Source organism: Streptomyces sp. NPDC014734 (assembly GCF_043083325.1).
In the GTDB taxonomy this organism is placed as follows: Bacteria; Actinomycetota; Actinomycetes; order Streptomycetales; family Streptomycetaceae; genus Streptomyces.
Genome location: NZ_JBIBYN010000003.1, coordinates 162868 through 177320 on the forward strand (window position 1 = coordinate 162868; position 14453 = coordinate 177320).

13 protein-coding genes are annotated in these 14453 nt (G+C 70.2%); 3 read left to right on the top strand and 10 right to left on the bottom strand.

From position 1 onward, the window contains the following. Positions 1 to 274: 274 nt before the first annotated feature. The 6 genes from ACF1CT_RS07230 to ACF1CT_RS07255 form a co-directional block, all read right to left on the bottom strand. Positions 275 to 1408: a hypothetical protein gene (locus ACF1CT_RS07230; protein ID WP_391782770.1), complete on the bottom strand. Its 1134-nt coding sequence runs from the start codon at positions 1406 to 1408 to the stop codon at positions 275 to 277. A 279-nt stretch (positions 1409 to 1687) separates the two neighbouring features. Continuing rightward, on the bottom strand, positions 1688 to 2053 hold the full coding sequence (locus tag ACF1CT_RS07235) for a hypothetical protein (RefSeq protein ID WP_391782771.1): 366 nt from the start codon (positions 2051 to 2053) through the stop codon (positions 1688 to 1690). A 96-nt stretch (positions 2054 to 2149) separates the two neighbouring features. Continuing rightward, positions 2150 to 3364, bottom strand: coding sequence for a hypothetical protein (locus ACF1CT_RS07240; RefSeq protein ID WP_391782772.1), 1215 nt, complete (start codon positions 3362 to 3364; stop codon positions 2150 to 2152). Continuing rightward, positions 3361 to 4248: a hypothetical protein gene (locus ACF1CT_RS07245; RefSeq protein WP_391782773.1), complete on the bottom strand. Its 888-nt coding sequence runs from the start codon at positions 4246 to 4248 to the stop codon at positions 3361 to 3363. Before ACF1CT_RS07245 ends, ACF1CT_RS07240 begins: the two co-directional genes overlap by 4 nt. Positions 4249 to 4452: 204 nt before the next feature. Next, positions 4453 to 4773 (bottom strand): (2Fe-2S)-binding protein, encoded by a 321-nt coding sequence (locus tag ACF1CT_RS07250; RefSeq protein WP_376240125.1) that lies wholly within the window; start codon positions 4771 to 4773, stop codon positions 4453 to 4455. Further along, on the bottom strand, positions 4770 to 5015 hold the full coding sequence (locus tag ACF1CT_RS07255) for a hypothetical protein (protein WP_391782774.1): 246 nt from the start codon (positions 5013 to 5015) through the stop codon (positions 4770 to 4772). The genes ACF1CT_RS07250 and ACF1CT_RS07255 overlap by 4 nt, the downstream gene beginning before the upstream one ends. A 131-nt stretch (positions 5016 to 5146) precedes the next feature. On the opposite strand from ACF1CT_RS07255, the gene ACF1CT_RS07260 reads away from it, so the two are divergent. After that, on the top strand, positions 5147 to 6142 hold the full coding sequence (locus ACF1CT_RS07260) for a helix-turn-helix transcriptional regulator (RefSeq protein WP_391782775.1): 996 nt from the start codon (positions 5147 to 5149) through the stop codon (positions 6140 to 6142). Positions 6143 to 6621: 479 nt separating this feature from the next. Here the strand turns inward: ACF1CT_RS07260 and ACF1CT_RS07265 are convergent, their stop codons facing one another. From ACF1CT_RS07265 to dnaK, 4 genes are all read right to left on the bottom strand, one after another. Continuing rightward, positions 6622 to 7068: a heat shock protein transcriptional repressor HspR gene (locus ACF1CT_RS07265; RefSeq protein ID WP_391782776.1), complete on the bottom strand. Its 447-nt coding sequence runs from the start codon at positions 7066 to 7068 to the stop codon at positions 6622 to 6624. A 1-nt stretch (position 7069) separates the two neighbouring features. Beyond that, a complete protein-coding gene (dnaJ, locus tag ACF1CT_RS07270) occupies positions 7070 to 8257 on the bottom strand; it encodes a molecular chaperone DnaJ (RefSeq protein WP_391782777.1) in 1188 nt (395 codons plus the stop codon). Positions 8258 to 8350: 93 nt separating this feature from the next. After that, entirely contained in the window at positions 8351 to 8995 is a 645-nt protein-coding gene (gene grpE, locus ACF1CT_RS07275) for a nucleotide exchange factor GrpE (RefSeq protein WP_391782778.1), read from the bottom strand. After that, on the bottom strand, positions 8992 to 10845 hold the full coding sequence (gene dnaK, locus ACF1CT_RS07280) for a molecular chaperone DnaK (RefSeq protein ID WP_391782779.1): 1854 nt from the start codon (positions 10843 to 10845) through the stop codon (positions 8992 to 8994). The genes grpE and dnaK overlap by 4 nt, the downstream gene beginning before the upstream one ends. Positions 10846 to 11400: 555 nt before the next feature. Here dnaK and ACF1CT_RS07285 point away from each other — a divergent pair. Then, positions 11401 to 12048: a sugar transferase gene (locus tag ACF1CT_RS07285; RefSeq protein WP_391783059.1), complete on the top strand. Its 648-nt coding sequence runs from the start codon at positions 11401 to 11403 to the stop codon at positions 12046 to 12048. A gap of 117 nt (positions 12049 to 12165) precedes the next feature. Further along, positions 12166 to 14433 (top strand): (Fe-S)-binding protein, encoded by a 2268-nt coding sequence (locus tag ACF1CT_RS07290; RefSeq protein ID WP_391782780.1) that lies wholly within the window; start codon positions 12166 to 12168, stop codon positions 14431 to 14433. Positions 14434 to 14453: the final 20 nt, after the last annotated feature.

A 14453-nucleotide genomic window follows, 5' to 3' on the forward strand; every position in this document is an offset into this window, starting at 1 on the left:
CGCGCCCCGAGCCCGCTCTCGGTGAACGCGCACTCGTCTCCGTTCCGAGTGAACGCGCCGGGGCGGACCTGCGCCACCGCAGGGGCCGGGACGGTGCCTGCGCTGTTCGGGTACGTGCGCAACGGCGGACGTCGCGGCACCCCTGCGTCCCCTGCGTCCCTGGTGTCCGCCGGTGTCCCCCGGCCGCTCGGCCCGCTCGGCCGCTCGCTCGTCTCCAGCCGCCCGCCCTCGTGGCCGCTTGCCGGGGCGAGGGATACGCACCGCGTCCGTTCGATCAGTGCCGGGCCGCTGCGTCCGCCGCTGTGTCCGCCGCCGTGTCCGCCGCCGCCGTGTCCGCCGCTGCCGTGTCCGCCGTCGCGCGCCAGTGCGCCAGACTCGTGCGCGCGGCCCGCAGATCCTCGTCGTCGCCGGGAAGCAGGGTCGTCATGCGCGCCACGATGCCGTCGAGCAGGGCGGTGGCGCCCGCCGCATCGCCCGACGCCCCGGTCCAGGCCGCGTGCGCCCGCTCGTACCGGAAGCGTTCACGGCCCGGCGGCAGCACCTCGGCCGCGTCCGCGGCGATCCTGCCGAAAAGCGCCCCCGCCCGTGCCGAATGACCGGCTCGCCCGACACGGTCCGCCAGGCGCGCACGGCGCGCGAGCCCCTGCGCCGTGCGCCCCGTCCCGTACGCCGGGTTGACCGCGAGGGCCACGTCCCCGCTCAGGTTCACGGTCCGCTGGAGCGGGCGCGGCGGCCGCAGTGGATCACGCCCCGGCAGCGCCTCCACCAGCCGCCGGAAGAGCGCGTCCAGCCCGAGGTGACGGGCTCCCTCCGGGTCACCGGCGCTCAGCAGGAGCAGCAGTTCCATGGTGAAGGCGGTGTTCCCCTCCCCGGACGGATGCGTCAGGGCCCGGCTGATCCGGTCGGAGGCCAGCAGCAGATGCAGGTCGGCCGCCGACGGGGCGTCCAGGGCGCGGCCCGCGAAACAGCAGTCGAGGATCACCACCCGATGGCGGGCCCGGGCGCCGCGCATCGCGGCGAAGACGTCCTCGGCGGGCAGCGAGGTACGCCCTGCCGCCTTCGGCACGTCGACGGTGCCGGGCAGCGCGAGGCACAGCCGGCCGCTCTCCGCGCACACCCCGTGCCCCGCGTAGTAGAAGAGCAGCAGGTCGAGCGGGGCGGCGAGGTCCGCGTACGAGTGGAGCCGGTCGAGCACGAGGCCGGGCTCCACCGGGTCGACGAAGGTGGCCAGCGCCGACGGGTCGAAGAGTCCGCCCGGCCCCGCGAGCGCTCCGGCCAGATCCCGTACGTCGGCCGCGGCGGCAGGAAGGGGCGTGAGACCTCGGGTGAAAGTGGCCGAGCCGACCAGCACCAGACGCGCGTTCGCCCGGTCGGGCACCACCAGCGAGTCCGGCAACGGCCCCGGCACCGCAGAGCTCCCCGGGACCGCAGGAACGCCCCGCAGCACCGCAGAGCTCCCCGGCACCGCAGAGCTCCCCGGCACCGCAGGAACGCCCCGCAGCACCGCAGGAACGCCCTGTGCCCCGGGACCTCCCGGTACCGCAGGAACGCCCTGCACCTCAGGCCCTCCCCGCACCACGGCCGGGTCCGGCGTCACGAGCCGTTCCCGCTCCCGCTCCCCCGCCCATACCCGTCCCCGCCCCCTCCCACGTACCGCGCCCCGTCCCGGTCCGGCGGCCCCCGTCGCTCATTCGCCCCCGTCGGACGCCTGGAGCGCGGACCGCACCTCGCCGAGCAGGCGCGCGGCGTCGTCCGCGCTGCCCGCCTCGATCTCCTGCTCGGTTCCGTCCGGCCGCACCACCCGGACCGTCACCCGGTGGGACTTGCGACGCTCGACGAGCCAGTTGAAGAACGGGACGTAGAGCGGCGCCGCGGCCGCGAGGACCACCACCGCGTCGGCCGCGCCACCCTGCTCGCCGGGGCTCGGCGGCACCATGCGGACCCGGGCGGCACCGCGCAGCTCGTCGCTGTCGTCCAGCCATCCGGCCAGCGCGCGGGCGTGCGCGTCCGCGCCGGCGCGATCGCCGGGAAACTCAATGACGTACTCCTGCACAACAGACCTTTCCGTCCACTTCGCCCTGCTTGTTTCATTCGCGTCGTTCCCGGAACGCGCACTCGGGCGTATCGGCTCGCACGGACGCCGAACCGCTCAGACGTCGAACCGAGGCGCGCCCGGGTCCTCGCCGTACGGCCCCGCCCGGCGTCCGGCCGCCATGCCGTGCCCCGCCCGGGGGTCCGGTACCCGCTCCGGCGTCGCGAACAGCGGCTGATGGCCGGCGGCTTCGTACGGGAGGCGCAACGCGGTCGCCGCCTCGGACACGTCCAGCAGGTCGGCGAGGAGGCGTTCCACCGGGTTGAGCGATCGGGCGGGGGCGCCCTGCCCGTAGGTCGCGTCCAGCCAGTTCCGGTTGAGCCCGGCGATGTTGGCCCACGCCGGACCGGCCTCCTCGACCGGCGGCCTGCGGACGACGGCACCACCCGCCGCGGCGGCGATCTGCTCGGCCAGTCCCGGCGGCAGCGGTCCGGCACCGGCCAGCGAGGCCCGGGCCCGGAACGCGGGACCGGCGTAGCGGACCATCGCGTCCCGAGCCGCCACGACCGCTCGGCCCGCGAACGCGTCCGGCGGCGCGGGAGCGTTCCAGGTGGGCCGTACCGGGCCCGGTACGGAGAGGTGCGCGTACTCCTGCGCCAGCGCGCCGAACGCGGCCCGGACATCCTCTCCGGGCGCGTACGGCTCCAGGCAGACCCCGAACAGCGCCGGGAACGCGAGGCGGCCCAGCTCCGCCCAGACCGGCTCCCAGGACCGCGCACCGGCCGCCAGCGGCGACACCGCGAAGGAGACCGCGCGCCCCGTGTCGTTCCGCGTGCACGGCGCGTGCGCCAGCGGTTTGCGCAGTTCGGCGAGCCCCTGCGGGTGGGGGGTGAGGGGTGCCAGCCAGTGGCGCACCTCCGCGGTGTCGGTGACCGCCTCCGCCCGCACGTGGCGCGGTGTGTACGCGAGCCGGTCGCGCAGCGCGAGCGCGGCCCGCACCGCGGCGTGCTCGTCGGCCGCGCGGACCTGGCCGAGCAGCGCCGCGTGCAGCAGCCCGGAGGGGGGATCGTTGCGCACCCGCAGCTCGAAGCGGAGGCCCGCGCCCGGCGTCAGCAGGGACTGCAGCCAAGCACTCTCACCGTGGACGGCCTCGGCGAGGCGCCGCGCCTCGGGGACATCGGCGTACCCGCGGTGTTCGTCGAGCAGCGCGGCGGGCGCGAGCCGCACCGCGACCCACGCCCAGCCGCCCCGCGTCGAGGCCGCGGTGAGAACGCCGTTCGGCACACCGGCCGTCGTACCGAACGGCGCGTCGGCCGCGTCCGCCGCACTCAATGCTCGCGTCCCGGGCCCGGCCACGGCTGCTGCGGCGGCACCGAGGGCGGTACCGGGGGCGCCGCCGGAGCATGGGCCGGGACAGGAGCCGCAGCGTCCTCCTCGATGTACGGCATGCCCTGCGGGAAGGCCACCGCCGGGGAGACCACCCGGCCCTCGATCGCCACGTGCAGCCCCTCGCGGGCGGCGGCGTGCAGTGCCTCGCGCATGGCACGCGGCGGCTCGGTCCGCATCATGGCCTTCTCCAGGTCGGAGCCCCCGAACACCCCGCGCCCGATGTCCGCCAGGAACTGGCCCACGAGCCTCGTGCCCCGGCGGTTGCGCCACATCGTCCAGCCCATGTAGAGGCTGGTGCCGTAGGCGAACACGGACAGGTAAGCGATGTAGCTGCCGTCCTGGAGCACCATCCGGTGCGTCACGTGCGGGTACCGGCCACCGGTCCGGATCCGGCGGAACACCGGGACCATCGGGAGCCGGCGCTCCCGGACCACCCGGGCGATCTCCACGTACGCGGACTCGGTGTGCTGCGCCTGATCGGCGAGCAGCACCCGCCACTCCCCGATCGGTTCACTGACCTTCGAGACCAGCAGGACGATCCAGAACGCGACGAACCCGCACTGCGCGCCCAGCATCGGCGCGCCGAAGAAGATGGCCTCCGGGTCGTCGGCGGCGACTCCCCCGAAGAACCCGAAGAACGCGAAGACGAAGAACACCGCCATCGCCACGGCGGCGGCACGAAGCCAGAGGGTGAGCAACGTCCTCCAGCTGACGGTGTCGTCGAAGGACACCTCGACCGCGTGGTGGCGCAGTGTCTTGTCGAGATACGCGGCGTTGCCATCGCCACCGCGCCAGCCGGGCAGGCGCTCGATCTCGTGTCCACTCATGGGCGGCCCCCCGGAGGGAAAGGGAAGGATGGGAAGGAGCTGAGACCTTGCCCATCCGGTGATGGAAAGTCAACTCGCTTTCCGCGCGAGGCGTGTTGCTCGAATTCCGGGCCGAACCATGCACAACGGCGCCATCGTGTTCAGGTCACGATGGCGCCGTTGTGTGGGGGAGTGACTGAGCGACATGTAACGACGGGGGATCGCTCAGGCACTGCGGGGGGTGGCGGAAACGGTCTCGGGTTCGAACAGTTGGTGGTCCCGCCGGTCCAGGTTCACGAAGATCATGTCGTACCGAATCGCACAGCGGACGGGCTGCGGCGCGCCACGCGGTTTGCGCAGGCAACGGTAGGCGCGCACCTCGTCGTCCTCCTCGCGGGCGACGACGATGGGGTCGCCGAACAGGGTGACCATCAACGAGTCGCCGCAGCGGGGGACGGCGGTGACCAGGTCGATGAAGTGCCAGCCCGACCGGTAGGCGGTCGCCATCTCTCGCCGGAAGGTCCGGTCGTCCGGTGGGATGGTCATGCGCCCGCGGTTTTCGCCGGGACGAGATCCCAGGCCAGGTCCGACTCCGTCAGCTGCGCGTCGGTACCCTTCGTCGGCACAAGATCCCAGGCCAGGTCCGGAGGCGCCATGTCCTGCGCCCGCACCGTCGCCTTGCCCGTGGGCGCACTGTCCCAAGCAAGGTCCAGGGTCCCGATCACCCCGAATGTCAGCCCGGCGGAGAAGGTCACAGCAAGCACCGAGCGAAGCATCTTGTTACTCATAGTGGGCTTCGTCCTCACTTCCAAGGTTTCCTCTCCCCCGCATGACAAGACGATCGCTCATTGAGGCACGTCAATGCCACAGAAGCGATGCATCATGTTCCTGTAGATTCATGTTCCTGGGGGGTGGATAAATGGTTACAGGTGAAGCAAAAGCGACACATCCCCACCCTGTCAGTGCCCTGTGCGACGAGGGGGCGCGGTTGTACGCCAGTGCACTGAGTGTCGGAAAGATCGCCCGGAGCGAGGTGGGACTCGCCCCCTGTCTCCTTGACTTCGCACTGCTGCACCCGGATCCGGACGACGCCGACTGGCTCAGACCGGTTCCGCCGTTCGCCGCTCTGACGCAACGGCTGCACCCGATAGAGCGGGAGATCCAGGACCGCCGACGCCTCTCGGTCGAGCTGACCGAGGCATTCGAACCCTTCATGGCCATCAGCGCCCAGGCGCCGCCGACCACGCACGCGATCACGGTGCTCGAAGGCATGGACAGGATCAACGCCTCCATCGAACTCGCCCTGACCGAGTGCACGTCGGAAGTTCTCACCATCCAGCCCGGCGGTGGCCGCAGCGAGGACGCGCTCAACATCGCGATCGAGCGCGGCAACATCCTCACCCAGCGCGGCGTCGGCATGCGCACCCTCTACCAGCACACCGTCCGGCACAGCCACGGAACCCTCAACTACGCGGAACGCATGGCCGAGGGGAAGGTGGAGATCCGTACGCTCGAAGAGCTCATCGAACGCCTCATGATCTTCGACAACACGGTCGCCTTCATACCCGCCACGGACGATCGGAAGGTGGCGCTGGAACTGCGGCACCCCGGCATCGTGGAGTACCTCACCAGCGTCTTCGAACAGTTCTGGCGGCGCGCGGTCCCGCTCCAGGAGCAGGTCCCGTACGACCCCACGCTCGAAGGCATCTCCGGAGTACGGCATTCCATCGCGAAACTCCTCGTCGAGGGGCACGTCGACGAGGCCATAGCCCGCCGCCTCGGCATGAACGTGCGCACCTGCCGCGCCCATATCGCGAAACTCAGTGCCGCTCTCGGCAGCAACAGCCGTGCCCAGCTCGGCTATCTGATCGCCAGGTCGGGAATCCTGGAGGAAGAGGAAGAGGAAGAGAACTGACGACGGTAGGGGTCACACCCGTCACACCGTCCGCGGCGTACCGGCCCACTCCGCCGACGGCTCCTCGCGCTCCGCACACCGTGGCGTGCCACCGTGCCGCCCTGCCTCCACCCTGCCGCCCACGGCCCACGGCCCACGGCCCAGGCGAACAGGACGGTCGGCACAGCACGGCACGGCACAAGGCTCGGCGAGGAATCCGGCGAGGGAATTCGACGCGGGGCCCGGCCGCACGGCGGTCACGGGCCGCCGGAACGCACCACCCCGGCCGCACGCACGCGGCCACGACGCAACGGCAATGGCGGAGGGCCGGGAACCCGATCCACAGATCGACTCCCCGGCCCTCCGACTGCTCGGCCTCCGACGCGCTCGGCCCCTGCTCGGCGTTTCGGCCACCCGGCCCGGACCGGCATTCCGGCCGCCCGGCCCCATGCCGACGTCTCGGCCGCCCAGCCCTTCGGCCGCCCAGTACTTCGGGCCGCTCAGTCCTTCGGCCGCTTGGGCCGCCAGACCACCAAAGCGCTGGTCTGCTGCACGTCCTGATACGGGACCAGGTCGCGCCGGTACGAGGCGTGCACCTGGGCCTCGCGCTGCTGCATCGCCGCCGCCGCGCCGTCCACCGCCGCCGAGAGCTCGGCGACGCGCTGCTGGAGCGCGGCGACCTGGTTCTCCAGTTCGATGATGCGCTTGATACCGGCGAGGTTGATCCCCTCGTCCTGCGACAACTGCTGCACGTTGCGCAGCAGTTCGATGTCGCGGGCCGAGTAGCGCCTGCCGCGCCCGGCCGTGCGGTCGGGCGAGACCAGGCCGAGGCGGTCGTACTGGCGCAGTGTCTGCGGATGGAGGCCCGAGAGCTGGGCCGCGATCGAGATCACGTACACCGGGGTCTCATCGGTCAGTTCGTACGGATTGCGTCGTCGGCCGTCCACCTCAAGCTCCCTTCGCCGCCTGGAACAGCTCCGCCCGCGGATCGCTGCCCACGGTCGCCTTCCGGTATGCCTCCAGCGCCTCCCTGGCTTCGGGACCGAGCTCCTTGGGAACCGTCACCTCGACGGTGACCAGCAGGTCGCCGCGGGTGCCGTCCTTGCGGAACGCGCCCTTGCCCCGGGCGCGCATCGTGCGCCCGTTGGGGGTACCGGCCGGCAGTTTCAGGGTGACCGGCGGGCCGCCGAGCGTGGGCACCTTCACCTCGCCGCCGAGCGCCGCCTCCGTGAAGTCGACGGGCACGGTGACCGTGAGGTTGTCGCCCTTGCGTCCGAAGACCGGGTGGGCGTCGACATGGACCACGACGTACAGGTCGCCGGCCGGTCCGCCGCGCTCGCCCGGGCCGCCCTTGCCACGCAACCGGATCCGCTGGCCGTCCGAGACGCCCGCCGGAATCCGGACCTGCATGGTCCGGGAGGACTTCGCCCGGCCGCTGCCCTTGCACACGTCGCAGGGGTCCTGGGCGATGAGGCCCCGGCCCTTGCAGTCCACACAGGGGTCGGTGAGCGAGAAGCCGCCGCCGGTGCCGCGCGACACCTGGCCGGTGCCGAGACAGGTCTGGCAGACCCTCGGGGTGCCGTTCTTGTCGCCGGTGCCGGAGCACGCCTTGCAGGGCGCCTGGCTGGACATCCGCAACGGGACCGTGGCCCCCTCGACCGCCTCGGTGAAGCTGAGCGTCACCTCGGACTCGATGTCCTGACCGCGGCGCGGCTGCACCCGCGTCCCCGTGCCGCCCCGGTTGAACAGGCCGCCGAAGACGTCGCCCAGGCCGCCGCCACCGCCGAATCCGCCGGCACCGCCGCCCTGGCCCCCGCCCTGCGCACCGCCGAAGAGGTCGCCCAGGTCGAAGTTGAAGTTGCCTCCGGCGCCCCCCGGTCCGGCACGGAATCCACCGTTGCCGAAGAGGGCGCGCGCCTCGTCGTACTCCTTGCGCTTCTTGGTGTCGCCGAGGATGTCGTTCGCCTCGGAGATCTCCTTGAAGCGCTCCTCAGCCTTGTCGTCGCCCTTGTTGGCGTCCGGGTGGTACTCGCGGGCGAGCTTCCGGTACGCCTTCTTGATCTCGGCGTCGGTGGCGTCCTTGGGGACGCCGAGGACCTTGTAGTAGTCCTTCTCGACGAAGTCCTTCGTGCTCATCGACGTCCCTCCTTCCGGACGAACGGCCGTGCGACCAGCCTGTCGGCCGGTCGCATGGCCGGGCGGTGCGCCGCGAGGCGGTCAGACGGAATGTCAGACCTCCTCGCTGCCACCGCTCTCCTCGTCGGTTGTCTTCTCTTCCTTGGACGCGGCCGGAGTCGCGCCCGGCTGCGGTTCGGCCACGGCCACCCGCGCGGGGCGGATGGTGCGCTCGCCGATCCGATACCCCGGCTGCAGGATCGACACGCAGGTCGTCTCCGTGACATCCGGCGCGTACGAGTGCATCAGGGCCTCGTGGATCGTCGGGTCGAAGGGCTCGCCCTCCTTGCCGAACTGCTGCAGACCCAGCTTCGCGACGACCGTCTCCACCGATTCGGCCACCGACTTGAACCCGCCCACGAGCTCCTTGTGGTCACGGGCCCGTCCGATGTCGTCGAGCACCGGCAGGAGCTCGGACAGCAGGTTGGCGACCGCGATCTCCTTGACCGCGGCCCGGTCCCGCTCGACGCGACGACGGTAGTTCTGGTACTCGGCCTGGAGCCGCTGGAGGTCGCCCGTGCGCTCGTTGAGCGCGGTGCGGACCTGGTCCAGCTGGGCCGTCAGACCGACGGTCTCTACTGCGTCCCCGGCCGGGGACGCCTCTTCCTTCGAGGAGGAAGGGGCGTCCTTCGGCTCGGCTCCGTCAGTGCCGGAGGGGACGTCGGGCTTCTCCTCGAAGCCCGGAGTCTCCTCGCTCACACCGCACCGCCCTTCGTGTCCTTCTCGTCGTCCACGATCTCGGCATCGACGACGTCGTCATCGGCCTTGCCCTGCTGGGCACCCGGCTGCGGGTCGCCCTGCGGGGCACCGTCGGCCTGGGCGCCGGCGTACATCGCCTGGCCCAGCTTCTGGGAGACGGCCGCGACCTTCTCGGTGGCGGTACGGATCTCGGCGGAGTCCTCGCCCTTGAGCTTCTCCTTCAGCTCGTTGACCGCGGTCTCCACCTCCGCCTTCACGTCACCGGGGACCTTGTCCTCGTTGTCCTTGAGGAACTTCTCCGTCTGGTAGACGAGCTGCTCGCCCTGGTTGCGGGACTCGGCGGCCTCGCGACGGCGGTGGTCCTCCTCCGCGTACTGCTCGGCCTCCTCACGCATCCGGTTGACCTCGTCCTTCGGCAGCGAGGAGCCGCCGGTGACGGTCATCTTCTGCTCCTTGCCGGTACCGAGGTCCTTGGCGGTGACGTGCATGATGCCGTTGGCGTCGATGTCGAAGGAGACCTCGATCTGCGGGACACCGCGCGGGGCCGGCGGCAGACCGGTCAGCTCGAACATCCCGAGCTTCTTGTTGTACGCCGCGATCTCGCGCTCGCCCTGGTAGACCTGGATCTGCACGGACGGCTGGTTGTCCTCGGCCGTCGTGAAGATCTCGGAGCGCTTGGTCGGGATCGTGGTGTTGCGCTCGATGAGCTTCGTCATGATGCCGCCCTTGGTCTCGATACCGAGGGACAGCGGGGTGACGTCGAGCAGCAGGACGTCCTTGACCTCGCCCTTGAGGACACCGGCCTGGAGCGAGGCGCCGATGGCGACGACCTCGTCCGGGTTCACGCTCTTGTTGGCCTCCTGGCCGCCGGTCAGCTCCTTGACGAGCTCGGTGACGGCCGGCATGCGGGTGGAGCCACCGACGAGAACGACGTGGTCGATCTCGGAGAGCTGGATGCCCGCGTCCTTGATGACGTTGTGAAACGGGGTCTTGCAGCGGTCCAGGAGGTCCGCGGTGAGCTGCTGGAACTGCGAGCGCGTGAGCTTCTCGTCAAGGTGCAGCGGGCCCTCGGCCGACGCCGTGATGTAGGGCAGGTTGATCGTGGTCTCGGTCGAGGACGAGAGCTCGATCTTCGCCTTCTCCGCGGCCTCGCGGAGACGCTGGAGAGCCATCTTGTCCTTGGACAGGTCCACGCCGTGCCCGTTGGCGAACTGCTTCACCAGGTAGTCCACGACACGCTGGTCCCAGTCGTCACCACCGAGCTGGTTGTCACCGTTGGTGGCCTTGACCTCGACGACGCCGTCGCCGATCTCCAGCAGCGACACGTCGAAGGTGCCGCCACCGAGGTCGAAGACGAGGATCGTCTGGTCGTCCTTGTCGAGCCCGTAGGCCAGCGCGGCGGCCGTCGGCTCGTTGACGATGCGCAGGACGTTCAGGCCCGCGATCTCGCCGGCCTCCTTGGTGGCCTGACGCTCGGAGTCGTTGAAGTACGCGGGGACGGTGATGACCGCGTCGGTCACCTTCTCGCCCAGGTACGACTCGGCGTCGCGCTTCAGCTTCTGCAGGATGAAGGCGCTCATCTGCTGCGGGTTGAAGCTCTTGCCGTCCAGGTCGATCTTCCAGTCGGTGCCCATGTGGCGCTTGACCGACCGGATGGTCCTGTCGACGTTGGTCACAGCCTGGCGCTTGGCGACCTCGCCGACCAGCACCTCGCCGTTCTTCGCGAAGGCGACGACGGACGGCGTGGTCCTGGCGCCCTCTGCGTTGGTGATGACGGTGGGCTCGCCGCCTTCGAGAACGCTGACGACGGAGTTAGTCGTGCCCAGGTCGATGCCGACCGCACGTGCCATTTCGATTCCTCCAACTTGCCTACTTGAGCGGAACTGACTCAAGGATGCATGACACGCACCCCAGTGTCAACAGAGTTGAGTCATGGAGGCTCAACTATCGTGCATCGGCCCCACTCGGACTCCCGAACCGGAGGCGACACCCACCCCCACCACCCCACACGCACCGCTCCCCCATCTTGGCTCCATGGGATCGTTCTGTCACAAATTGCCGCGAGTAACCCAAAAAAGGCATCCAATCCGTCCGACCCCAGGCAGGTGCGAACGATGCAGACATGGAAACGGACACCGCCGCGAAGACGAACACAGCCACGAAGGTGGACGCGGGCACGGGAGACAGGCCCGATCGAGGCATGGACTCGGGCATGGACACGAGCATGGACCCGGGAACGGGAACGGGAACGGGAACGGGCACGTGCACGTGCATGGGTGCGGGAACGGGCGCGGACGGACGCATCGGCGGGCCGACCGGCGAATCTCCCGCCCGCACACCTCCCGGCGGATCGCCTCTCCGCAGACCTCCCGGCGCATCACCCGCCCACGACCCGCCCGTCCGCGATCCACCCGACGCACCCGACGCACCCGGGGAGGCTCCCGCCCGTACGCCTCGCGGTTCGGCGGCCGTCGGCCAAACGCACCCTGGACCTCGCCCTCGGCTCGACCCTGCTGATCCTTGCCGCTCCCGCACTCGCCGCAGCCGCCCTCGTCCTCGCGGCGCGCAGGCCGCCGGGCGGTGTCGTCACCCGCTCACCCCGGGTCGGCCTGGGAGGCAGGGTGTTCGTCCTGCGTACGCTGCGGACCCGGCGACTGCGCCTGGACGTGCTGTCCCGGCTGCCGCACGTCGTACGCGGAGATCTCTCGCTCGTCGGCCCGGAACCCCTGCCACCGGACGCCGCCGCCCTCCCCGACGCGCCGTCCCCCGCCGGCACCATCACCCCCACCGGCGCGGAACACTGGCGGCTGGCACTCAAACCGGGCCTCACCGGCCTCGCGCAGGTACGCTCCCGCTCCGGGATGCCGTGGGACGAGCCCGTCCTGCTCGACCAGCACTACGCCGAGCACCACGGGATGCGCCTCGACCTCGCCGTCCTGCTGGAAGCCGCCTGCATCCCGCTGCGCCGGGCGTCGCGCGGGCTCCCCGGCTTCGGCAAGGCGCGCCTGAGCGACACAGATCACCGCAGGTGCGGCTACAGCGCCGTGGAATAAGTGGATAGTGTCAGCACAGACCGATTAAGTTACTGCTTAGTAGTTGTCAGTATTCACTTGTAGCCAGTTTTCGCTTGTGAACGCTGGATCCCACCCTCGCAGGCCCGAGGAGCCCCCATGCAACTCGCCGCGATCATCGTGTCGCTGGTGCTGACTGTGGTCGGCGTTGCGCTCATCGCCCGAGCCGTCGCGCAGATCTACCGATTCGTCACACTCGGACAGCCGGTGCCGGCAGGCAGCCGCACCGACGACCCGAAACAGCGCACGATCACCCTGGTCAAGGAGTTCCTCGGCCATACCCGGATGAACCGGTGGGGCATCGTCGGCTTCGCGCACTGGTTCGTCGCCATCGGCTTCCTGACGCTGCCGCCGACGCTGCTCCAGGCGTACGGCCAGCTCTTCAAGGCCGACTGGGTCCTGCCGGTCATCGGCGACTGGCCGCCGTTCGAGATGTACACCGAGTTCATCGGCCTGATGACCGTGGTCGGCATCCTCGTGCTGATCGCGATCCGGCTGCTGAACCTGCCCTCCCGGGCCGGCCGCAAATCCCGCTTCGCGGGCTCCAAGGCGTGGCAGGCGTACTTCGTCGAGTACGTCATCCTCGTCATCGGCCTGGCGATCCTGACGCTGCGCGGTCTCGAAGGCGCGATCCACCACGTCGACGGCTACGAGGCCTCGTACTTCATCTCGTACCCGCTGGTCCTCGCGTTCAAGGGCCTGACGCTCGGCGCGCTGCAGAACCTCATCTACTTCGTCGCGATGATCAAGATCGGCACCTCGCTGATCTGGATGATCACCGTCTCGCTCAACACCAACATGGGTGTGGCCTGGCACCGCTTCCTCGGATTCCCGAACATCTGGTTCAAGCGGAACGCGGACGGGTCGACCGCGCTCGGCGCGCTCCAGCCGATGCTGTCGGGCGGCAAGGAGATCGACTGGGAGGACCCGGCCGACGACGCCGTCTTCGGCGTCTCGCAGGTCGAGCAGTTCTCCTGGAAGGGCATCCTCGACTTCTCCACCTGCACGGAGTGCGGCCGCTGCCAGTCGCAGTGCCCGGCCTGGAACACGGGCAAGCCGCTCTCCCCGAAGCTCCTGATCATGTCCCTGCGCGACCACGCGCACGCCAAGGCCCCGTACCTGCTGGCCGGCGGCGGCAAGACCATGGAGGGCGAGGAGAAGGCGTCCGAGGAGCAGCTCAAGGACGTCCCGGCCGCGGCGCTCGCGGAGGCCGAGCGTCCGCTGATCGGCACGGTCGAGGAGAACGGCGTCATCGACCCGGACGTGCTCTGGTCGTGCACCACGTGCGGCGCGTGCGTGGAACAGTGCCCGGTCGACATCGAGCACATCGACCACATCGTCGACATGCGCCGCTACCAGGTGATGATCGAGTCCGCGTTCCCGTCCGAGGCGGGCACGATGCTCAAGAACCTGGAGAAGAAGGGCAACCCCTGGGGGCTTGCCAAGAAGCAGCGCGTCGAGTGGACCAAGGAGGTCGACTTCGAGGTCCCGATCGTCGGCAAGGACGTCGAGGACCTGACCGAGGTCGACTACCTGTACTGGGTCGGCTGCGCGGGCGCCCTGGAGGACCGTGCCAAGAAGACCACGAAGGCCTTCGCGGAGCTCCTCCACATCGCGGGCGTCAAGTTCGCGATCATGGGTGGCGACGAGAAGTGCACCGGTGACTCGGCCCGCCGCCTCGGCAACGAGCCGCTGTTCCAGCAGCTCGGCCAGGAGAACGTCGCGATGCTGAACATGGCGTTCGGCGAGGATGACGAGGACGACTCCACGAAGAAGGCGAAGGCGTCGAAGAAGATCGTCGCGACCTGCCCGCACTGCTTCAACACCATCGCCAACGAGTACCCGCAGCTCGGCGGCGAGTACGAGGTCATCCACCACACCCAGCTGCTGCAGCACCTCATCGACGAGGGCAGGCTGATCCCGGTGACCCCGGTCGAGGGCCTGATCACGTACCACGACCCGTGCTACCTGGGCCGCCACAACAAGATCTACACGCCGCCGCGCGAGATCATGGACAAGGTGCCCGGCCTGCGCCAGCAGGAGATGCACCGCCACAAGGAACGCGGCTTCTGCTGCGGCGCCGGCGGCGCCCGGATGTGGATGGAGGAGCGGATCGGCAAGCGCATCAACAACGAGCGCGTCGACGAGGCCCTGTCCCTGAACCCGGACATCGTCTCCACCGCCTGCCCGTTCTGCCTGGTCATGCTGACCGACTCGGTCAACGGCAAGAAGAACGACGGCAAGGCGAAGGAGTCGGTCCAGGTGGTCGACGTGTCGCAGCTGCTGCTGGACTCCGTGAGGACTCCGGCCGACCCGGCGGGCGACGCCGAGTCGGCGGACGCACCGGAACCGGAGCCCGTGAAGTAACCCGGACCGCCGCGTGCGAC

Excerpts from the sequence above, each read along its gene's own strand:
- dnaJ (WP_391782777.1), bottom strand. The coding sequence starts at position 8,257 with ATGAGCACGAAGGACTTCGTCGAGAAGGACTACTACAAGGTCCTCGGC.
- ACF1CT_RS07245 (WP_391782773.1), bottom strand. The coding sequence starts at position 4,248 with ATGAGTGGACACGAGATCGAGCGCCTGCCCGGCTGGCGCGGTGGCGAT.
- dnaK (WP_391782779.1), bottom strand. The coding sequence starts at position 10,845 with ATGGCACGTGCGGTCGGCATCGACCTGGGCACGACTAACTCCGTCGTC.
- ACF1CT_RS07255 (WP_391782774.1), bottom strand. The coding sequence starts at position 5,015 with ATGAGTAACAAGATGCTTCGCTCGGTGCTTGCTGTGACCTTCTCCGCC.
- ACF1CT_RS07250 (WP_376240125.1), bottom strand. The coding sequence starts at position 4,773 with ATGACCATCCCACCGGACGACCGGACCTTCCGGCGAGAGATGGCGACC.
- ACF1CT_RS07290 (WP_391782780.1), top strand. The coding sequence starts at position 12,166 with ATGCAACTCGCCGCGATCATCGTGTCGCTGGTGCTGACTGTGGTCGGC.
- ACF1CT_RS07260 (WP_391782775.1), top strand. The coding sequence starts at position 5,147 with ATGGTTACAGGTGAAGCAAAAGCGACACATCCCCACCCTGTCAGTGCC.